Source organism: Neolewinella agarilytica, from assembly GCF_900110645.1.
Classification (GTDB): domain Bacteria; phylum Bacteroidota; class Bacteroidia; order Chitinophagales; family Saprospiraceae; genus Neolewinella; species Neolewinella agarilytica.
Genome location: NZ_FOFB01000033.1, coordinates 19,525 through 40,950, shown reverse-complemented (window position 1 = coordinate 40,950; position 21,426 = coordinate 19,525). Strand labels below are relative to the sequence as shown.

At 53.0% G+C, this 21,426-nt stretch carries 16 protein-coding genes; 5 read left to right on the top strand and 11 right to left on the bottom strand.

The window, feature by feature from the left end; translation table 11 throughout:
- Nucleotides 1-13 precede the first annotated feature (13 nt).
- Nucleotides 14-787, top strand: a complete 774-nt coding sequence (locus BM123_RS21310; RefSeq protein ID WP_090172726.1) for an ADP-ribosylglycohydrolase family protein — start codon at nucleotides 14-16, stop codon at nucleotides 785-787.
- Nucleotides 788-842: 55 nt separating this feature from the next.
- On the opposite strand, the gene BM123_RS21305 is transcribed toward BM123_RS21310, so the two are convergent.
- The 9 genes from BM123_RS21305 to BM123_RS21265 form a co-directional block, all read right to left on the bottom strand.
- Nucleotides 843-1,427: a thymidine kinase gene (locus BM123_RS21305; RefSeq protein ID WP_090172724.1), complete on the bottom strand. Its 585-nt coding sequence runs from the start codon at nucleotides 1,425-1,427 to the stop codon at nucleotides 843-845.
- Nucleotides 1,428-1,587: 160 nt separating this feature from the next.
- Nucleotides 1,588-2,754 carry a DUF4097 family beta strand repeat-containing protein gene (locus tag BM123_RS21300; protein ID WP_090172722.1) on the bottom strand — a complete coding sequence of 389 codons (1,167 nt, stop codon included), beginning with the start codon at nucleotides 2,752-2,754 and terminating at the stop codon, nucleotides 1,588-1,590.
- Entirely contained in the window at nucleotides 2,744-3,439 is a 696-nt protein-coding gene (locus tag BM123_RS21295; protein ID WP_090172720.1) for an anti-sigma factor, read from the bottom strand. The genes BM123_RS21300 and BM123_RS21295 overlap by 11 nt, the downstream gene beginning before the upstream one ends.
- A 7-nt stretch (nucleotides 3,440-3,446) precedes the next feature.
- The gene (locus BM123_RS21290) at nucleotides 3,447-4,010 is read right to left on the bottom strand and encodes an RNA polymerase sigma factor (RefSeq protein WP_090172717.1); all 564 of its coding nucleotides are present in this window, start codon (nucleotides 4,008-4,010) and stop codon (nucleotides 3,447-3,449) included.
- A gap of 191 nt (nucleotides 4,011-4,201) precedes the next feature.
- Nucleotides 4,202-5,617 (bottom strand): rod shape-determining protein RodA, encoded by a 1,416-nt coding sequence (rodA, locus tag BM123_RS21285; RefSeq protein WP_090172714.1) that lies wholly within the window; start codon nucleotides 5,615-5,617, stop codon nucleotides 4,202-4,204.
- 8 nt (nucleotides 5,618-5,625) lie between these two features.
- On the bottom strand, nucleotides 5,626-6,027 hold the full coding sequence (locus BM123_RS21280; protein WP_090172712.1) for an SPOR domain-containing protein: 402 nt from the start codon (nucleotides 6,025-6,027) through the stop codon (nucleotides 5,626-5,628).
- Between the two features lie 15 nt (nucleotides 6,028-6,042).
- Nucleotides 6,043-6,675 carry a deoxyribose-phosphate aldolase gene (deoC, locus tag BM123_RS21275; RefSeq protein ID WP_090172710.1) on the bottom strand — a complete coding sequence of 211 codons (633 nt, stop codon included), beginning with the start codon at nucleotides 6,673-6,675 and terminating at the stop codon, nucleotides 6,043-6,045.
- Nucleotides 6,676-6,924: 249 nt separating this feature from the next.
- Nucleotides 6,925-10,233 carry a preprotein translocase subunit SecA gene (secA, locus tag BM123_RS21270; protein ID WP_090172708.1) on the bottom strand — a complete coding sequence of 1,103 codons (3,309 nt, stop codon included), beginning with the start codon at nucleotides 10,231-10,233 and terminating at the stop codon, nucleotides 6,925-6,927.
- A gap of 288 nt (nucleotides 10,234-10,521) precedes the next feature.
- The gene (locus BM123_RS21265) at nucleotides 10,522-11,541 is read right to left on the bottom strand and encodes a phosphotransferase (protein ID WP_175489504.1); all 1,020 of its coding nucleotides are present in this window, start codon (nucleotides 11,539-11,541) and stop codon (nucleotides 10,522-10,524) included.
- A gap of 469 nt (nucleotides 11,542-12,010) precedes the next feature.
- Between BM123_RS21265 and BM123_RS21260 the strand changes: the two genes are divergently transcribed.
- From BM123_RS21260 to BM123_RS21245, 4 genes are all read left to right on the top strand, one after another.
- Entirely contained in the window at nucleotides 12,011-12,826 is an 816-nt protein-coding gene (locus BM123_RS21260; RefSeq protein WP_090172704.1) for an SDR family oxidoreductase, read from the top strand.
- Nucleotides 12,827-13,171: 345 nt separating this feature from the next.
- The gene (locus BM123_RS21255; RefSeq protein ID WP_245748644.1) at nucleotides 13,172-15,382 is read left to right on the top strand and encodes a DUF5916 domain-containing protein; all 2,211 of its coding nucleotides are present in this window, start codon (nucleotides 13,172-13,174) and stop codon (nucleotides 15,380-15,382) included.
- A 339-nt stretch (nucleotides 15,383-15,721) separates the two neighbouring features.
- Nucleotides 15,722-17,515 carry an SLC13 family permease gene (locus tag BM123_RS21250; protein WP_090172702.1) on the top strand — a complete coding sequence of 598 codons (1,794 nt, stop codon included), beginning with the start codon at nucleotides 15,722-15,724 and terminating at the stop codon, nucleotides 17,513-17,515.
- Nucleotides 17,516-17,582: 67 nt separating this feature from the next.
- The gene (locus BM123_RS21245) at nucleotides 17,583-18,608 is read left to right on the top strand and encodes an NAD-dependent epimerase/dehydratase family protein (RefSeq protein WP_090172701.1); all 1,026 of its coding nucleotides are present in this window, start codon (nucleotides 17,583-17,585) and stop codon (nucleotides 18,606-18,608) included.
- A 16-nt stretch (nucleotides 18,609-18,624) separates the two neighbouring features.
- Here BM123_RS21245 and BM123_RS21240 read toward each other — a convergent pair whose 3' ends face one another.
- Both BM123_RS21240 and BM123_RS21235 read right to left on the bottom strand, forming a co-directional pair.
- Nucleotides 18,625-19,887, bottom strand: coding sequence for a T9SS type A sorting domain-containing protein (locus BM123_RS21240; RefSeq protein ID WP_139212024.1), 1,263 nt, complete (start codon nucleotides 19,885-19,887; stop codon nucleotides 18,625-18,627).
- A 40-nt stretch (nucleotides 19,888-19,927) separates the two neighbouring features.
- Nucleotides 19,928-21,418, bottom strand: a complete 1,491-nt coding sequence (locus BM123_RS21235) for an SUMF1/EgtB/PvdO family nonheme iron enzyme (RefSeq protein WP_090172697.1) — start codon at nucleotides 21,416-21,418, stop codon at nucleotides 19,928-19,930.
- Between the last annotated feature and the right edge of the window lie 8 nt (nucleotides 21,419-21,426).

Below are 21,426 nucleotides of genomic sequence, written 5' to 3'. Positions count from 1 at the left end.
TAACTCACCTATTATGAAAGGAGCTATTCTCGGAGACATCATCGGTAGTCGTTTCGAACGCGGCGGCGCTAAAGACTATGACTTTAGTCTCTTCACTACGGACTGTCAATTCACCGATGACACGGTGCTAACGGTCGCCATCGCTGACGCCATCCTGCATCAGGAAGATTTTGGTGAAGCCATCAAGACTTACGCCCTTCGCTACCCGGACGCTGGCTACGGCGGCACCTTCCGCAAATGGATGCGGGATGAGCTGGAAGAAGAGTACACGAGCTGGGGCAACGGCTCCGCCATGCGTGTCTCCCCCGTTGGTTGGCTTTACAACGATCTCGAAACGGTGCTCGCCCAGGCCAAAGCCACGGCTATGCCCACCCACGGCCACCCCGAAGGTGTGAAGGGAGCCCAGGCCATCGCTACCGCCATCTTCCTCGCCCGGCAGGGCGGCGGTAAGGAAGACATCCGCCAGTACGTCAGCCAAACCTTTGGTTACAACCTCCGCCGGACGATTGAGGAAATTCGGCCCGACTACGCCTTCGACGTAAGCTGCGCCGGCTCCGTTCCCGAAGCTATCATCGCCTTTCTGGATTCAAAAGATCTCGTGGACAGCATCCGCCTGGCCGTTTCCCTCGGCGGAGACACCGATACGCAAGCGGCCATGGCGGGCTGCATCGCAGAAGCTTTCTATGGCGGCATTGACCCGGCGCTGGAGGAGGTGATGAATGCCTTCCTGCCGAATGAGTTTATTGATGTGGTGGGGAAGTTTGAGCGGGCGTTGCAGGTGGGGTAGCAGATCCCCCGACTGACCGCCGGAGGCAGACGCGAAGCGCACTCGGCGGTACAAACTACTTCAACTCCAGAATATTCCCCATTGCATAGCACTTCCGGCAGCGGGCTTCGTAGGATTCCTTTTCGCCCAGAACGACGGTGTCCTGGCTGGTCGTAAGCCGGTAGGAGTGGGTCGCCAGGTTGCCACAATGTGAGCAGATGGCGTGCACCTTGGTGATGTATTCCGCGACGGCGAGGAGCTGGCAGATGGGGCCGAAGGGCTCTCCCCGAAAATCCATATCCAGTCCGGCGATGATGACGCGCTTGCCACGCTGGGCAAGAATCTGGACGTGTTTCACCACATCGGGCTCAAAAAACTGAGCTTCATCGAGGCCAATAACCGTAATCTCATCGGGGACATTCAAGAGCCTGCTGGTATCGGAAATGGGGGTAGCCAACAGGGAGTTTTTGTCGTGGCTAACCACTTCACTCTCACCATAGCGGGTATCGATTTTGGGCTTGAACACCTCAACGTGCTGGCCCGCAATTTTGGCGCGTTTTAGCCGGCGGATAAGTTCTTCGGTCTTCCCCGAAAACATACTCCCGCAAATAACCTCCAGCCAGCCGCTCCGCTGGCCACTGAAGTGTGGCTCTAAAAACATAGTTGCTTATTTCTTTGTGCCTCCTTGAAAAGGAGAATGCCAAAGATGGGTAATTCAGCCGGAAACTCTGTAGGCTGGCGGTGCAAAAAAAGGGACGCCCCGTAAGTCGGAGCGCCCCTTCACCATTTGAGACTAGTAAAACTAAAACTAAACATCTTTCTTAGTAGAGCTCGATATCCCCGTAGCTGGTTGAGATGTCGACCCTACCCTTGCCCCGGCCCGTAACCGTGCCGGTAACACTTTCGGAAGAGCCTTCTTTCGAGCTGTTTACATTCGTAGCGTTGCTTCTGTCGTAGGAGATGTCTCCGTAGCGAGCGCGCAGATCCATTTCGTATCCTGATCCGGACTCTATGTCGATTTCCACATCGATGTAGTTCGCACGGATGTATACCCGCTCGAAGCCTGCTTTCAGGTTATCGATTTCCAGGTCGCCGTAGCTGGCGTCAACTTCCAGCTCCAGCTCAACGGTACCGAGGTTGAAATCGCTGTAATTTCCGTCGAGGAATACCCGTTCGGCTCTGTCCAGATCTACTTCGTTGTAGTTTCCATCAAGACGCACCACCTTGGCGGCGTCAATTTCAAGCTCTTCGTAGCCAGCATCGATATCGAGATTGCCCGCCCGCCCAATTCGGGTTTCACTATAACGGCCATCGTACTTCAGGTCTCCAGCCATACGGATCACGCCATCGCTGTAGCGGATGCGGAAACGGCTGTCGGTACCCAGTTCATCCAGCCGGGCGGAGCCGTAGGAGATGCTGATCTCGTTGGCGCCGGTCAGGTCACCGCCCACCAGGTCACCGTAGCCTACGGTGATGCGGTTATCACCGCTCAGGTCGGGCAGGGTAACGTCGCAATACTTAGCCTCAGTTTCCAGGCTGGCGGAGGCCGGCATTTTTACGGAGTAGTATACTTTGAAGTCATTGCTGGAGTTTCCTCCCCAGCTCCAGTCGCCGTCAAAGATTCTTTCAAAAATTCCTTTGCTGCTGCGGCGGCTGTTTCCAATGGAGGTCGTCGCGGAGGCGCTGTTGCCGCCCCCGGACATATTAATTTCGATACGGTCGAAGGTTTTGTCCGCATCCTCCTGGTCATCGGCGGAGACTTTGATGCGTACATCAATCCGTACTTCGTCACGCTCCCAGGTTTCCACCACGATGGAGCCGTAGCGATTTTCAAGGCGGACATTACCGCTGCCGTTTACGTCAAATGTTTTGGAATATTTTTTCTCAAAGTCTTGCCGGAAGACCAACGGGAAGTCGGCCGACTGGAGGGGAAGCTGCAGCAGCAAAAACGCTGGCAGCAGCATCGCCATGATGGTTTTATAATTCATTGTTTGGTTGTTGAGTAGTAGTCGAAGGAGAGGGCAGGTGCTGCTGAATGCGCAGCAGAATATCCAGTTTGGTTCGGTAGGTTTCAATCAGTTTCTGAACGAGGGCTGGCCGTTGAGAGGCGGGTACTTCGAGCAGGTTGGCACGAATTTCGGCGGTAGCCTCATCGATGGCTTCCAGGTCTTTGACCAACTGCGGGTCGTGGTTTACCTGGCTGACTTTGGTGAAGTTTTCGGCAATCGTTTCGCGGTAGTAAGACTCTGTTTCCGCCAGTTCCGGATCGATACGATCAAGTTCAGCGGCCAGCTGCTCTTCACTACCTGTCTGATAGCCGCGGTTATTCCCAATCAGGAAGGCAGCCGTAATGAGCAGCAGCATGGAGGCGGCAATGCCCAGGACAGGCATCAGGCGCCGGCGACGATGCACTACCTGCATGGGTGGCATTGGGCTTGCGCCTGCCTGTTCGCCCAGGGCGGCGAAGATGCGCCCTTCGAGCCTCGGCGGTGGGGTACTGTCATCAAAAGCATCCCGATTGGAGGCCACAAAGGCTTCGAAAGGATCATTATCGTCGTCGCCATCGGTGTGGATGGCGGATTCGATGCGGTTCCAAATGTCCGGAGAAGGTGTTTCCTCGTCGAAGGCTTCCCGGTTGTTGAGGATGAAATCCTCGAGATTATCGGTAGTCATGGGAGGATTATTTTGATTCGTTGAGTAATGCGGCCAGGCGCTTACGTGCCCGGCTGTATTGGGATTTGCTCGTCCCGACGCTAATGCCGAGGATCTGAGCAATTTCTTCGTGGTCGTAGCCTTCAAAAAGGTAGAGCGACAATACAACACGGTAGCCTTCGCTGAGTTGGCGGGTGGCTCGCTTGATGCGTTCTACACTCATGCCCTGGGCGCTCACCGCAGGTGCAGGGGAAGGGGGTTCAACAGCAGCGTCATGACGGCCGGGGTCAAAATCTGTCGTCAGTAGCCGGCGTTTCTTCAGGTGGTCAATGCAGCGATTAACGACGATGCGTTTGATCCAGGCGCTGATGGATGCGTCAAAGTTGAAGGTCTCGATCTTGCCGAAGATATCGACGAAAGCTACCTGCAAAACGTCCTCCGCGTCATGTGCGTGTTTCAGCATCCGGAGGCAAAGATTGTACATCGGCTTAGCGTAATGCCCGTAAAGCGCTCGTTGCGCTGCCCGGTCTTTACGCTGACAGCCCAGTACCAGTTCGCGGTGTGTATCGCGGTAATCGGCGGCGGTCGGCATGGATTTAAGTATTGGTTTTGCTCCCACGGTGGTTTTGGTTGCTGTATTTGTTAAGAAAGACGACCCTGGCAATAAGGGGTTGCACGCTGAGTTAAAATATTTTCCGCCAGTAGTTATATCTTTCAGCAGGTGGGCCGGTGATCATTAAAACATTGCCCTTACCAATCCCCTGCACCCTGCGGTCCCGCGCCCTAAACCGTTTCCCGGTGCCGGTCCAGCTTGAGCAGCACCGCAATCATGATCGTAAAACTGAGCAGGGAAGAACCTCCCTTAGACAAGAACGGCAACGGAATACCGATGACGGGCATCAGCCCCATGGTCATTCCGATATTCACCAATACGTGGATCAGAATAATGCCTACCACTCCGTAAGCATAAGCCCGCGCAAAGGTCAGTTTTTGTCGTTCAGCGATAATACTCAGCCGCCAGAGCAAAAACAGGAAGAGCATGATGACCGTAAAGGACCCCATAAAGCCATAGGCTTCCCCTATGGCAGTGAAAATGAAGTCGGTCTCTTGTTCAGGTACATAATCATAGCGGGTCATGGTCCCTCCGTAGCGTCCTTTCCCCGTTAAGCCTCCTGCGGCAATGGCCAGTTTAGCCTGAATAACATTGTACAGTTCTCCTCTTTCGTTCATGCCTTCTGGGCGGAGCCAGGCGTTGATCCGGTTTTGCTGATGTTCCATCAGCACGTTATTGAACGTAAAGTTCGCCAGTGTAGCGATGAGTACTCCCCATACCAGTGCGATACCGGCCACCGTAACGACCGTCCTGTTTTTACGGAGTAAGTGGTAAGAGGCTGAAGCTATAAAAATGGCCAGCAGCCCCGCCAGTACCGGCCAGCCTACTCCCTGTGAAAGGAGGAAAATGGCAGCAGCGGCAGTAGCGGCTGCGCCGCCGATCCACAACCATTGTTTGCGGGGCACAAAGAAACTCATGATAAAAATGAGCAGCATGAGTAAGCCACCCGCCAGGATTGCCGGTGGTTGCAAAATCCCCAAAATGAACATCAGAGCGGAGAAACCACCGAAGATGAGCAAAAGGCGTGGCAGTCCTTCCCGATACATCACCAGTAAGAAGGAAGAAAAGACCAGGGCAGAGCCCGGATCCGGTTGCAAAATGATTAAGGCGGCGGGGATTGCCCAGAGCGCTACACCATTAAGAATGCTGCCGGGGCGGTCCATTTTTTCACTCCACTGGCTGAGGTAAGCGGCCATGGCGAGGCAGGTCCCGAATTTGGCCAACTCACTCGGCTGAAAAGTAAAGCCAAAGAGGCTGAACCAGCTTCGCGCATTATTTATTTCTTTGCCAAAAATGAGTACCAGTAAGAGCAGCAGAACCGTGCCTGCATAGATCGGGTAAGCACCAATTACCCAGACGGAACGGTCAATTAACAGATTAATGCCAAACCATGCGGCAATAGAGATGAGGAACCATACCAGTTGCTTGCCGAATAAGGTGCCAAGCATGCCAGCATAATCCAGTTCGTAACCGTCTGGCGGACGCTCAACGGCATGGATCATCAGCAAGCCGCCGATAACCAGAAGAAAGTATAGAATGATGGTTAGGCGGTCCGTTTTGGTCCGCGACAGTGCGTTCGGCAGCATGAGCGGGCTTAGTACATCCGTAACAACTCATTCTCGCTAACATTATCCTTAACGAGGTAAACACCTTCGAACTGGCGGCCGAGCGTATACTTCAATCTTTCGGCTTCCTGCTTAGTCTGGAAAGCCCCGGCCCGAAGTTTATAATAGGGCTTAGTGTGTACCCAGTCAACGGGAACACTTGGATAGTTCACCTTAAACTCTGCCTGAACCGTTTCCAGTCGGCTACGATCCGTTGTAGCTAAGATCTGTACCCGCCAGCCTTCAACTTTGTTTTCTGCTTCGTTGGTGGTCTGAAAGAGTTCCAGCAGATTATCAATCCCGGTTTCGGTATTAATGGACACCGCACTCTGGGCCGAAAGACCGACGGCGAACAAAAAGGAAGTAACGAGCACGGCAAAAAAACGGGACATGATGATGCTTTTAGATTATATGATGGTAAGGCCGGCGGAAGTACCGATACGATCAGCGCCAGCTTCAACCAAGGCGGTAGCCGCTGCTTTGGTCCGGATACCACCACTGGCCTTGATGCGGATATCGGGATGAAGGGCGCTTCTCATAAATCGAACGTCTTCAACCGTAGCACCTTTCCGTGTTCCGGTAGAGGTTTTAACGTAATCCGGCTTTATCTCATTGCAAATATCGCAAACCTTACGCTTTTCTTCATCCGTAAGGGAACCGATCTCTATAATGATCTTACTTACTTTGCCCTTTAAGCGGACGGTAGTTGCTACTGCCGCCAGGTCAGAAGCGACAAAGGCCCAGTCTGCTGACTTTACCGCAGACAGGTTGATGACAATATCCAGCTCATCAGCGCCTTCCTCCATTGCCCGCCGAATTTCCTGAACCTTTACGGCAGTATCGGCATAACCATAAGGAAAGGCCACTACTGTAGCTAGCTTGACCATGCTGCCCTGTAGCTTTTTGCTGGCACGGCCAACAAAGAAAGGTGGGATACAAACCGCGTAAAAGCCGTTTTCTACGGCTTCGCGACAGACCCGGTCAACATCGCTTTCCGTGCAGTCAGCTGCAAGAAAGGTGTGATCAATTATTTCGTTCAAGAGTATACTTTCTTTATAGCCCAGTAGGGATTCCGATAGATTGTGCAGCTCAGAGTTGCCTTCTTACGCCTTAGAAAAAATGGAAAGGTTTGGATTTACACTTTGCATGGAGAGAGACAAAATAAAAAGCCTGACCGGAGACGGAACCAAAAACTGGGGGATTAAAACCCCGGCAAGCAGCCGCAATATAGGGCTAGCCGGAGTCTTAACCCCCTTGTTTGCACAGATAAAATGAAACGCTGATCAGAATCACTTACCGTGACAGTGCTTAAATTTTTTGCCGCTACCACAAGGGCACATATCATTTCGCTTCACCTTGGCTTCCTGTCGCTGAAAGGTTTCTACCTTTTGAGGGCGGCTTACGCCTTCAGCAGCCCGGCGGGCAGCGGCCTCTTCCTGGCTACGATTGGTAGTGGTGGGAGCGGAAACCGGCTTCTTTGGTGCGCGGGCTTCCTGCACATCTTTGGGGTCTTGTAAGACCAGGTCTCCCTTCGCGAGATAAGCCGTAGTTGCTTCGTTGATCTGGCGCACCAGCCCTTCGAAAAGTTTATACGCTTCCATCTTATAGACGACGAGCGGGTCTTTCTGCTCAAAGGAAGCAAGTGAAGTGGCTGACTTCAACTCGTCCATAGAGCGGAGGTGCTCCTTCCAGTGTTCATCAATGATGGCCAGGGTAACCGTTTGCTCGATATCAGAGATGATGCTCCGGCCATTGGATTCAATGGCTTTCTCAATGTCTGCCGTGATCATCAGAGGGTGGGTACTACCATCCGTGAAGGGAACGATGATTCGCTTATAGCGGCCAGGCTGCTCTTCGCTAACCCGGTGAATAGTAGGCATTACCCGATCTACCAGCAGCAGCATTTTACGTTGGTAGAAAGCCTGGAATTCTTCCAGTAGCCGGTCAGCAACGTCATTTACTTTTCCTTCGTTGAAGTCAGCAGCCTGAATATTTGTATCGAAGCCCAGGTAGCGCTGAACGGCAAAGCGGAAGCTATCGTAGTCTCCATGGTTCTTGCCGGTGAAAACGATATCGTCCAGCAGCCCCTCAAACATCGTATTCAGGTCGAGGTTAAGGCGCTGACCGCTCAATGCGTTATTACGCTTGCGATAAATGGCTTCCCGCTGGATGTTCATTACGTCATCGTACTCAAGAAGGCGCTTACGCGTTCCGAAGTTATTCTCTTCGACCTTCTTCTGAGCGTTTTCAATAGACTTAGTGACAATGCCTGCCTGGATAACATCTCCTTCCTGGTGGCCGGCACGGTCCATCCATTTAGCGATACGGTCGCTCTGGAAGAAACGCATCAGCCGGTCTTCGAGGCTGACGTAGAACTGGCTCGATCCGGGATCTCCCTGGCGGCCGGCGCGGCCGCGCAACTGGCGGTCTACCCGTCGGCTGTCATGGCGCTCCGTACCAATGATGGCCAGGCCTCCGGCAGCTTTCACTTCTTCGCTGATCTTGATATCCGTACCACGACCAGCCATGTTGGTGGCAATGGTCACTTTGCCCGGGCGGCCGGCTTCCGCAACGATATCCGCCTCCCGCTGATGCTGCTTGGCGTTCAGTACGTTGTGGGGAACGCCGCGTTCGTCCATCTTCCGGCTCAGACTCTCACTGATATCGACCGAGGTAGTACCTACCAGTACCGGACGGCCAGCAGCCGTCAGGGCCTGAATGTCGTCAATGACGGCATTGAATTTTTCCCGCGCCGTCTTGTATATAAGGTCGTTGCGATCGTCCCGTTGAATCGGGCGGTTAGTGGGGATAACCACTACATCGAGTTTGTAGATATCCCAGAATTCTCCGGCTTCCGTTTCGGCCGTACCGGTCATACCCGCCAGCTTATGGTACATCCGGAAGAAGTTCTGCAGGGTAACGGTAGCATAGGTCTGGGTAATCTCCCCGACACTGACCTGCTCCTTAGCTTCGAGTGCCTGGTGGAGTCCGTCACTGTAGCGGCGGCCTTCCATCATACGGCCCGTTTGTTCGTCTACAATTTTGACTTTTCCGTCCATGACGACATACTCGCTATCCCGCTCAAAAAGCGTGTAGGCCTTAAGCAGCTGTGAGATGGCGTGAAGGCGCTTCGACTTGACGTCGAAATCCTGAGAGATTTTATTCTTCCGGAGGGCCTTCTCTTCTGCATCAAGGTCTTCCTGCTTATCTACCTCGGCCATGCTGCTGGCCAGGTCGGTCATGATGAAGAAGTTCGGGTCTTTATTGTACTGAGACAAGTAATTGACGCCTTTCTCCGTCAGGTCTACCTGGCGGTTTTTTTCGTCGATGGTGAAGTACAACTCTGCGTCTACCTCCGGCATCCGCTTGTTGTTTTCCGCCATATAGGTATTCTCGGTTTTCTGCAGCAGTACCCGGACTCCCTCTTCGGAGAGGAACTTGATCAAAGCACCCGACTTAGGCAGCGCGCGGTGAGCACGCAGCAGAGCCAGGCCGGCTTCTCCTTCTTCCGTTCCGATGTAGCCTTCTTTAAAGAGTTTTTTTGCTTCCGCTAAAAACTTGCTGGCTACCTTTTTTTGCTCACCAACGAGCAGATCAATATTTGGCTTGAGTTCCTCGTAATCCTTATCGTCCGAGCTTCCCGTAACCGGGCCGGAGATGATGAGTGGCGTCCGGGCATCATCAATCAGTACGGAGTCTACCTCATCAATCATGGAGAAGTGGTGCTTCCCCTGAACCTTATCATCCTGCGTACGGACCATATTGTCCCGCAGGTAATCGAAGCCAAACTCGTTGTTCGTTCCGTAGGTGATATCACAGTTATAAGCCTCTCTACGCTCAGGGCTATGCGGCTTGTAGTAATCGATACAGCTGATGCTCAATTGCAGAAATTCCATCAGCGGGCCGATCCACTCTGCGTCCCGTCGGGCGAGGTAATTGTTAACGGTAATAACGTGTACTCCTTGCTGAGACAGGCCGTTGAGGTAAGCCGGGAGGGTGGCCACCAGGGTTTTACCCTCTCCCGTCTGCATTTCCGCAATTTTGCCTTCGTGAAGCGCCATACCACCGATGAGCTGCACGTCATAGTGGACCATCTTCCATTCTATCTCACCACCGGCGGCGGTCCAGACATTACTGTAGATGGCTTCATCTCCCTCAATACGAATGTGATCTTTCCTGGGGTTAGCCGCCAGATCACGATCTGCCTGAGTGGCCGTTACCCGGATTTCTCCTTCGCTGAGCCTGCGGGCGGCTTCCTTAACGGTAGCAAAAGCTGCTGGCAGTATTTCCTTAAGTACTACTTCCAACTCTTCGTCTCGCTGTTTCTTCAGCTGATCAACTTCTTTATAAATCCGATCTTTCTCCCGAAAATTCGGCTCAGTAATGGCCTCTTCATTGAGCCGGACGATTTCCTTGTCGATATCGGCCAGGTAATCAGAAATTTCGCTGCGAAATTCAAGCGTTCGGTTTCTCAACTCATCATTAGTGAGGGAAGAAAGACCAGCGTATACCTCATTGACTTGCTCAACGATGGGCATATAGGCGGCGACGTCACGGTCTTGCTTGGAGCCAAAAAGTTTTTTAAGGGCAGAAAACATATTATATCGTTAGATCGCTAAACACATTGCTCCTCAATTTACTACCGGGTGGTAAGGATGTTTTCTGTTGAAAACAGGTAGCAGGGCAGCTGAGGCCTCCCCGGAATCTGAGCTATCATTGCTCCTGCGCTCCGGCGGCAAACAAACGTGCTTGCGATTAATTTAAATCAGATAAGGCTGCAAAGATAAGCAGTCCGTAAGGCTGGCGCGCACAATCCACGCCAAAGGATAAAAAGCGACAGATTGTCGCTCCAAATAAATAACGGTCTGACAAGTCGTCGGGTTGAATTAGTTCAAAAGTGCTGATCTGGCCACGTCCAGGCGTTTTTGCCGTTCATCAAGGGAAAGCGGCAGGGGAAGCTGTGCGATACCAATAAGCCTGCGCATTATTTCAATCTGGCAGAAGCTATTGGCCAGGGAAGCATCAAAGTCACCTGGCGGGTCATAAAGCTTACCAATCATTTCCATTTGAGATGCCGTTGCGCCGGCCAGGCTAAGATGAGCCGTCAGTACGCCGAGGTCAAAAGCAGGTCTTCCCGGATGAGCAAACTCTCCATCGATGACATACAAGTGCCCTTTATCACTCATCAGGCTACCGGGATAAAAGTCGCCGTGTACAAGATGAGGCCCGTCGGATAAGTATATCTCCCCCAATTCCAGAGCTACCGCCCGCAGTTTTTCATCATACTGAAAGGGGCGTGCGACTTTAGCCAGGCCGGGATATAGCGCGTCCAGGGGGAAACCATTGTCTGGCCGGAAGGGCAGGTCAAACATATGCGCATGGTTAAGCCGTCGTAGCTCCCGGTTGGCCGGAAAATCATCAACGGGCAGCTGATGCAGGATTGATAAATAGCGCAGCATATCCTCCAGCTCACGATCACTGAGCGACTCTTTTTCCTGGTAGACGGCCGAAAGATCTTTTGCCCCTCCGAGGTCCTCCATCAGCAAGGCAAAGTTTGCGGGGTCTGCTTTGAGCAGTTCAGGGCTATGGCCACTCAGCTGCCTGTTTTCTGTTGTTATGCTCTGGTAATCCCGCTCCACCAGTATTCTATTTACCGGAGCGGCAAGGTCCGGAAATTTAGCTACCCACGGTCGACTCTGCTTTAAAATGAAGTGCCGACGATCCGTAAAGACGCGAAGTGCAAGGTTCATGTTCCCTTCACCGGCTACGGTGGTGGCTAAAATTCGTTCAGCTGGAAGCAAAAAGCCCAATTGATCTAAATAACGTTGGGTTACTTCTGGCGTATCCGCGGTCAAATACCACTCGCTGCCCGTCTCGTTCCGGAAGCGTTCTGCATTGGTTTTCATACTGGAAAGGTAGGAGATTGTGACCAAAAACCTACTTCTTTTATCTTGTTGTATCATTTCCCTGAGGTAGCCTTCTAACTGATTTTGGCGAGCACGCAGGTGCCATGATTGGATAAAGAGCCATGGCAGCCCAAAAAGAAAACCCCTGCCAATGGACTTGGCGGGGCTCCCCAAATTAAGGTTGCAAACGGCTAAAAAATGCTTCCGTTCCGGAAGGCAAAAATCATATCAGGTCGTTGACGTCTGGCCCCAATCGGGGAAAAAATGCGGAGGAACGGTCCAGCGCTCCTCCGCCTAAAAACTCACTCAAAACACAATACAGGATTCTTCCGATCAATCATTTCGATCGCCTGACAAAGATACGTTTCGCAAATTAATTTTAAAACTTATTTGTTTACTTTAATTCAAAAAAGTCAATTTGTTATTATTTTGATTACACCCTTGTTGCGCAACTTCCTACTTTTACCACATGAAAGAAAATTTTAGTCCACTCAGCATCAGTATTCTGGGTTGTGGATGGTTGGGCTTACCCTTGCTTTGCTCTCTGGTTGATGCCGGGCATGATGTGAAAGGCAGTGCCCGCCGCCCGGAGCCCCTTACGGCCATCAAAGCAGCGGGGGGAACCCCCTTTCGGATTGACCTACCGGGAGAGATACCGGAAGACTTTATTGGCGGCACGGATTCGGCTCTGATCATTACCCTTCCGCCATGCGGCCGACAATTGGGTACTGCAGCGACGGAGCACTACCTGGCCTGTTTACAGTCTGTTTCCCGCGCCTGCGGCGAAAACCAACCCAGGGTTTTCTTTACCAGTAGTACGGGAGTATACGGAGATGCAAAAGGGGAGGTTACGGAGGCCACCCCTCCCCAGCCTAACACCCACTCCTCCCGTGCCGTGCTGGCTGCTGAAGAATGGCTGCAGCGTAAGTTTACTGACCTTACTATCCTTCGTCTGGCGGGGCTGATTGCAGAAGACCGCCATCCGGGCCGCTTTTATGGCGGCCGGGATCGTCTTATTCCAAATTCGGAGGCTCCCGTCAACCTTGTTCACCGGGCGGATGTCATCAGCGCTATCCGCTTATTGCTGAAAAAGCCGCAGTCAAAAAAACTTTTTAATGTTTGTGCCGCCAGTCATCCGGCTAAAGGAGCGTTTTATAAAAGGGCGGCGAATAGCATTGGACTGCAGGTTCCAGGCTTTAAACCTGGGGGAAAAGGGGATAAGATAATTAGCTCTCATGCGCTTCGGGAACTCGGCTGGGCACCTCTCCACGAAAATTTGATGTAGCAACAGTGACTTTTAATACTGCGGCCGTCATAACTGCGAAACTAGTCCTAGAGGCTACACTTGACATTTACTATGAACTTTACAAAACAAGCCTTGAACAAGCTTAAATTTTTTCTCTTTTAGTATTTCCTACTTCTTATTTAATCCCCAAGAACTAAGCTCTTAATACGTGCCGTTCCTCCGAAATCCGGAAGAACGGCACTTTTTATTTAAACGAAACGTGAACGGTTTCCTAATTAGAACTAAACAATTCTTCCTCGATTAACTTTGTCCAACTGCCCCTTGCCTTCATTATAGCTTAAGTCGTTAAAGGCATACCCCTGATTTGCCCAAGAATCCACCACTGTGAGAAAAATACTCTGTTTACTGTTCCTTTTCCCCGTATTACTGAGCGGGCAGATGGATCCCTCTACTGCGGACATTCCGCCGACGTCCACCGCTGTCCGGTTTGAGAATGGTATCACGCTGGACGGAAAGCTGGACGAAGATGACTGGGCCCGGAGCGCTCCGGCCACTAATTTTTGGGAGACTTTTCCTTCGGACACTACCCGGGTAGCTGATCAAACGGAGATTTACTTTGGCTACGACGACCGCAATCTTTACGTTGCGGCTAAGTGCTACGTGAAGGGAACGGATTTTGTGATTCCCAGCCTCCGGCGAGACTACCGCGCTGGCGGAAATGACAACATTACCTTCCTCTTTAACCCCTTTAAGGATAAAACGAACGCCATTGTTTTCGGGATGAACCCCTACGGTGTGACCCGGGAAGCACTTATCTATAACGGAGGCGAGAGCGGAGACGACTTCCGGGAAGAGTGGGACAATAAATGGCGCGGAGAGAGCTACATCGGAAATGGCTACTGGTCATTGGAGATGATCATCCCCTTCGCCAGTCTGCGCTTCCCGGACGGTGACCCGCAATGGTATTTTAACTCCTACCGGTTTGATACACAATCCAACACCCGATCTACCTGGCACCGGATTCCACAGAATCAGATCATTATGAGTCTGGCCTACATGGGAAAGATCGACTTCATCGGTGGCGCCCCTAAAGCACAGACCAGTAATATGACCCTCATCCCGTACGTAGGTGGTGGAGCGTTTAAAGATTTTGAAGCCGGCACCAAGACGGACTGGGACGGAAACATTGGCGGCGACGCCAAGATCGGCATCGGCTCCGGGCTCAATCTTGACCTGACGGTTAACCCTGACTTCAGCCAGGTGGAAGTAGATGCGCAGGTGATCAACACAACCCGCTTTGAAGTCTTCTTCCCGGAGCGCAGGCAGTTCTTTCTGGAGAACGCCGACCTTTTCAGTTCCTTTGGTTTCTCACGTATCAATCCGTTTTTCAGCCGGCGGATCGGAGTTACCAGAGATACGGCCACTGGTGTCGCCATTCAGAACCCTATTTTCTACGGGGCTCGCCTGAGTGGAAAGCTGGATGACAACTACCGCATTGGCTTATTGAATATGCAGGCGGCCTCAGACTTTGAACAGGGCTTGCCCAGTTACAATTACACTGTAGCTGCCGGCCAGCGAAAAATCGGGGATCGCTCTGCCGTAGGGGCCATTTTTGTGAACAAGCAAAACTTTGGAGACTTCTCCGATTCGACCGAGACGAACCTGAACTTTAACCGGGTTGCGGGGATAGATTACAACCTGGCTACGAAGAACAATAAGTGGAACGGAAAGACTTTCCTCCACCGCAGTTTCTCAGACCGGGAAGACGGTGACGACTATGTACACGGCCTGAACCTGGAGTTTCGGGAACGCCACTGGAACATTGGATATTTCCACTCCTACGTTGGAGAAGAGTATAACGCAGAGGTAGGCTTTGTACCAAGGAAAGGCTTTTTCACCAGCAGCATTGAAGCTCAGCGAATTGATTACCCGGAGAACCCCAACGTCGTCCAAAAAGGTCCGGCAATTGAGTTGCAGGCCTTCACCCGGCCCGGGGAAGGGGTTACAGATTACAACTATGACTTCCGCTACGGTTGGCAATATGCCAACACCCAACGGTTAACCATTGGAGCAGGCTTCCAGAACATTTATCTTTTTGAAGAGTTTGACCCCACCCGAACGGAAGCAACGCCATTACCCGGCAGCCAGGACTATGGGTTCTGGCGAGCGGGCTTTGAATACTCAAGCGATCGGCGTAAAAAATTCAGTTCCCGCTTTGAAGTAGATGCTGGTGAGTTTTTCAACGGGTCCAGTTACGGCATCGGTGGCGGGCTGGTTTACCGCTATCAGCCGATGGGAAGTATTGACCTTCGTTTTAACTATCAATTCATTGACTTACCCGAGCCCTACGCCAGTACGGCATTATTCCTCATCGGGCCCCGTATCGATCTGACCTTCAGCAAGTCTGTCTTCCTGACCACCTTCCTGCAGTACAACGAGCAATTCGACAACTTCAACCTCAACGCCCGCCTGCAATGGCGCTTCGCCCCCGTGTCGGATTTCTTCCTGGTGTACACCAACAACTACAATACATTGGGGTGGACGGAACGGAATCGTTCGATTGTAGCGAAGGCGACTTATTGGTTGAATATATGACACTCTTTATCGGAAGAAGAGCCACTAGTGCAGTGTAACATTTAAGAAGCCTTGCCCTTGAATATTTGGGGGCCTTATTCAGGCTAAAGCCTGGAGCCTATGTTCCAAAGCTCTACGAGCTATCACGTCAAAAGAAAGCCTACGCAATGGCTACCGGACAAGCAATAAATAGCGAGTCTCACGGCTCCATTACCCTCCCCCTGCACCTGCGTCTGCGCCCCTGCTACGCCTGACGAAATGCCTGAAACCACCAAATACCCCCATCAAAGCTATCTTCGCGCTACGAAGAGACGGTTGACTCGTCCTGACGACAAGACTACCTAACCACAAGACTACCATTTGTCTTCCGCTATCATCACTTTGCTCATTGCGCTCGTAGCCGTTATTCTGTTCGTAACGGAGTGGCTGACGGTGGACGTAGTGGCCATGCTCCTCATTGTAGGTTTGGTCAGCACCGGCATCATCAGCCCCGCAGAAGGGCTCGAAGGCTTCAGTAATGGTGCCACGTTGACGGTTGCCTTCATGTTCGTCCTCTCCGCCGCCCTGCTCAAAACCGGCGCACTGCAGATGGTGGCCGGCCGTATGGCCGAACGCTTCCGGCGTCGCCCTCGCTACGCTACCTTATTATTGATGCTCATGGTGGCCTTTGTCTCCGCCTTCATCAACAATACACCGGTGGTGGCCGTGTTCATTCCCATTGTGGTACGCATTGCAGCCTCGGCAAAGATTAACCCTTCCAAGCTACTCATTCCATTGTCTTACGCCAGTATCCTTGGCGGTATGTGTACTCTGATTGGCACCTCCACAAACATTCTGGTCAGCGGCATTGCTGAATCAAAAGGCATCAACGGCTTTTCCATCTTCACGCTGGCTCCGATCGGCCTCGTCCTTCTCGCTATTGGCGTCGTTTACCTCACTTATTTCGGGAGCCGCTTACTTCCCAACCGGGAGGCAGAAAACAGCCTCGCCGATCAGTTTGCGCTGCATGACTACATGGCCGAAATCGTCATTCTTGACAACCCCAAACTCGCCGGGCGGCGGATCATGGACTCCCCCATCGTCCGGGAGTTTGACATGGACATCATCGAGGTCAGACGAGACGGAGCACGCTTTACCCTCCCGCCAGGAGACTTCCGGCTGGCGGCGGACGACACCCTCAAGGTGCGCTGCGACCGGGAAAAAATAAAGAGCCTGAAAGATTGGGTTCGCATTGTGGATGGCGCCAACAGCGTCCGATTAATGGGAACGGGGCTGGACCGGGACAATTCCTCGCTCGTTGAAATGGTCATCACCCCAAATTCAGAATTCGTGGGTAAAACGCTGCGGCAGGTGGATTTTCGCCGCAGTTACCGCGCCGTCCCGCTGGCCGTTCGCCAACGGGAAGAAACACTGCATGAGCGCCTGTACGAACTTCCGCTTACCGCTGGAGATGTAATTCTGGCGGAGGTGAAAAGTCACTACATGATCGAGTTGCAGCGCATTGAGCAGCAACAGGACAGCCCTTTCATTCTGCTGTCCAGCGATGCCATGAGCGATTTTAAGCGCACCCGTTTTTACTTCGTTCTTTTGACCATCCTTGCCGTTATCGGAATGGCCACTGCAGGGATCTTCCCCATCAGCATTGCCGCGCTGATTGGCGTTTGCACCCTGGTGCTGGGGCGTACCTTAAGCATGCAGGAAGCTTACGAAGCCATCGACTGGAAGATCGTTTTCCTGCTCGCCGGCGCACTCAGCCTCGGCAAGGCGATGGGTAATAGCGGCTTGGATCAGGATATTGCCGGTTTGATCACCGGCTCGCTCAACAGCTGGGGGGTTTATGGCCTGATCGCCCTGTTGTACATCGTGACGAACATTCTGACCGAGCTGATGAGTAACAACGCTACGGCGGCATTACTCGCACCGGTGGCTATCGCCGCTGCCCAGCAGATGGGGATGGACCCCATGCCCTTGCTCGTCACGGTGGCCATCGCTGCTTCGGCCAGCTTCATGACGCCCGTAGGCTACCAGACGAACGCGATGGTCTATTCCGCCGGCCGCTACAAATTCTCAGATTTTACCCGCATCGGTACTCCTCTGAACCTCATTTGCTGGCTGGTAACCACACTTCTCGTACCACTCATTTTTGGTATGTAGCGATTATCCGGTGAATAGGTGAACTCTATCCCGCCTGAAGTTTTAAAAGTAAAATGCTTACTCTGACGTGAAAACTCCTCCTGACATACTCCTCACCGGCGCAACCGGTTTCCTTGGCGGCTATCTGGCCCGCGGGTTGAAGGAGCATTTAGGGGGCGCTGACCGCAGGTGCCGGCTTTTGGTCAGAGAAAGCAGTGATTTAACGGGCTTAGGTCCGCTGCCAAAAGGCTGGGAGACCACCGTTGGCGACCTCAACGACCCGGAGAGTTTGCTGGACGCTCTTGAGGGCATTGACACCATTATCCACGCCGCAGCGATGGTATCCTTTCAGCCCGAAGACCGCGACAAGATGCAGCTCGTCAACGGTGAAGGCACCGCCAACCTGGTCAATATGGCCTTAGCGGCCGGCACCCGCCGGCTGGTCCACCTCAGTTCCGTCGCCGTACTGAACCGCCGTAGTGGAGGCCCGGTCGTCACCCTGAAAGATCGGTGGCCGGAGGAGAAACCCAACAGCAGCTACGCGGAGAGCAAGTTCGCCGCCGAGCGGGAAGTCTGGCGCGGGCAGGCAGAAGGACTCTCCGTCGCCGTTTTATACCCCTCTACCATTCTCGGAGCAGGAGACTTCAGCGGCCACAACACACCGGCACTTTGGCGGATGGCTGCTTCGGGCCGCAACATTTATCCGGATGGGAGTGCTGGCTTCGTCGCCGTTGAAGACGTCGTAGACGCCACTCTCTTCGCCCTTGACCGGGACATTGACGGAGACCGCTTCCTGCTCAATGCCGCCAACCTCTCCTGGAAGGATACCCAGCGGATGATCGCTGAAAGCATCGGCGCCAAACCTCCTGCCTATCGTATGCCCGCCTGGCAATCGGCCCTGCTATGGCCCATCGAAGGCCTGCGCGCCAGGCTGACGGGCAAGCGACCACTCATCACCCGGGAAACGCACCATAGTGTGCAGTCCTCCTTTCAATACGATGGCTCCGATTATGTGAAAGCCAGTGGACGAGCGTATCGGGATATTGGGGAGGTGATCAGCAAGATAGGCCATTGGTACCGCCGACTTCAGTCGGCGGAATCTACTGCTAACTGAGGTCAGCAGCACGAACCTACTGTCCCCCCACCAACAAAATCTTAGCCTGATACCCCAAGCCTTCGTGCCCCAGTCGGATCAGGTAGGAACCAGCTGGCAGCCTTCGCTTCAGGTCAAAGCGAAAAGCCTGACCGGGGTAATGCTGATAGGACTCGGTGAACATTACTTTGCCGTTCAGATAATAGACCTGTAGTAACATCGTCTCTCCACTTTCCATGCCTTCAGTACGGACACTGAAGTGCTTACCCGTGTTGGGGTTAGGGAAAAGGTTAAACGACCAGTCAGCCGCGTTGGAGTACTGTACCTCTACGAGGTGGGACATACTCACCGCCCCGTCAAAGTCCGTCGTCTTTAGTCGGTAGAAGGAGGTACCCTGGTAAGGCTCATTATCCCGCATCTCGTAGTGCAAGCGTTCGCCGGGCTCTGAGAAGCCGGCGGCTTCCGTGTCTCCTACGTAAGCGAAGGAAGTTCCGTCGGTGGTTTTCTCGATGGTGAAGAAATCCGTGGCGACCTCATCTTCCGTCACCCATTTGAGTACGACGTAGTCCTGCTCCGGGAAAGCATCAAAGCTGATGAGCGTAAGTGGCAATGGAATACTGCCTGCGTAGAGGGAGACATCGAAGCCGTCCCCCCCGCCGCCACCAAAGAGGGCGGCCAGGCTCTGACCACTAAGCGTGGTGGAATACTGCCGGGCATCGAATCCGTCTCCGGATCCGCCACCAAAGAGTTGAGCCAGACCCAGGCCGCTCAGCACTACCGTCACTGACTTTTCATCGAAGCCGTCGCCATCTCCGCCGCCGAAGAGCGTTGCCAATGATTCACCGCTGAGGGTGGCATTGATCGTCTTCCCGTTGAATCCATCACCGTCACCGCCAGCAAAAAGGGTAGCAAGACTCTCCCCGCTCAGAACGATTGAAGCTGACTCCTTATCGAAGCCATCTCCATCTCCGCCGCCGAAGAGCGCCGCCAGATCCTGACCACTGAGGGCAACACTGGCCGTCATCTGATCAAAGCCATCACCTCGTCCACCGCCAAAGAGGACGGAAAGATTGGCTCCGGAGAGTGTCAGACTGCTGGTGGATTCGTCAGTTCCATCTCCGTCTCCACCGACAAAGAGCGCCGTTACTCCAGCAGGAATACCGTCGATGGTTATTTGTACGATGCGCTTGTTGGTGAAGCCATCCCCGTCGCCGCCCGTAAACTGAGCGTAAAGTGGCGTGGCAAATAAGGTTCCCAGAAAGAGCACCAGCATTCGCCACGTATTGTTTTTATCATTCATGGCTAATTAATTGAGACGTTAAAAGAGTACGTCAACCCGATTAATTAGCCGAACGAACGCCGCGGAAGCCAAGACGGTTATTGGAGCCATCTAGCACGGAAGAGGCGTCATAACGATCGGACAAACGAATGAATCTTGCCCCATTAAAGTACGAGCCACCACGGTAACCAAAGCCTGTGTTGTTATCAGCGGGCCAGTTCTCAACGTTGTGGCTTCCATTAAATCGTAGTTGTCCGTCTCCGTGAGCCCCCGTAAAGGCACGTCCTTCGGGGTTACCTACAGAAATACAGCGTTCGTAGAGATTACCCGTTAACTCCATGACACCGTAATATCCGGCACCAGTTTCTTCCCGGGTAGGGTTTACAGCACTCGCTGCTAAAGCTCCACAACGCTTTGGGCCAGTTGGGGTACCATTTGTATCATTATAGACGGCATTACCAACACCTTCACCAGGATTAGAAACCCCCTCCCCGGGCGTACCGAGATTTTGGTACTCATAATCCATTGCGTGAATATTGGCGTTACCCCAGGCGAATTCGTTGTTAATGGGTTGGGCGGGGCCTCTGCCAGCCTTTTCGTATTCCAGCTCGGTCATGGGGCGCAGGCCTGACCAGTCCAGGTAAGCCAGTAGAGTGTTATTATTGACATAGTTCAACGGTACATCGGGGAGAGTAGTGGTGGCGTTACCGGCTTCGTCCCAACTTACACCATTCCGGTTGAGTTCTGTATCCTGGCCTTTGCCGTCCACTCCCGTTACGTCAAGGTTCGTACGTTGAGTTTGGGTTAGCGTATTGAAGAAAGCGACGTATTGCGACTGCGACATTTCGTATTTCATACAATAGAAGGCGGCAAATCCTTTGGGGAAGGCCGCGGGAATGGGGCCGAGTTGGTCGCCCGGCCGGCCCCCTCCGTCGTTCTCATCATAATAAAGCTCTCCTAGTCCGGGGCCAACCGTAATGGCCGCCTCGGAGTCAACCGGGTAAGACTGGTAGAAGGAGGGAAATACAGCTCCTCTCGTCCGGAATTCGCCCGCTTCATTATCGACTCCGATGCCACCAAAGCCGGTGCCCAGGCTAAACTGACCTTCGGGAACGTAAACCATTTCGATGGCAAAAACCTGAACATCGACCACTGAATTGGCATCGACGCTGCTGGCTCCATAATCCCACACGAGTTGAACGTCGGAGAAGGAAACGTCTCCGCTGCCATCTCCACTACGGTAGACGAATGCACCGAGGTTATCAGCAATGCCCACCGTGCCCCCTGCGGGGGCTGCGCCGGGGCCAGCAATGACTGCGTGCCGCCAGGCACCGCCGTTGACCCGGAATTTTGCGAAGACCCAGGCCGCATCGTAGTTAGCGGGGCCGACACTGATTCGCCAGGAATTTTCCCAGCTCAGATCAAATTGAATTACCGAAGTGCCCGCGCCTTCGTTCTGATCGGTCAGTACGATGTTGGTTACTTGGATGTTGTTGGCCTGGAGGGTAACTCCCGCCATAAGGAAAAGAAATAGATAGACTAGGCGTAACATGGGTTATT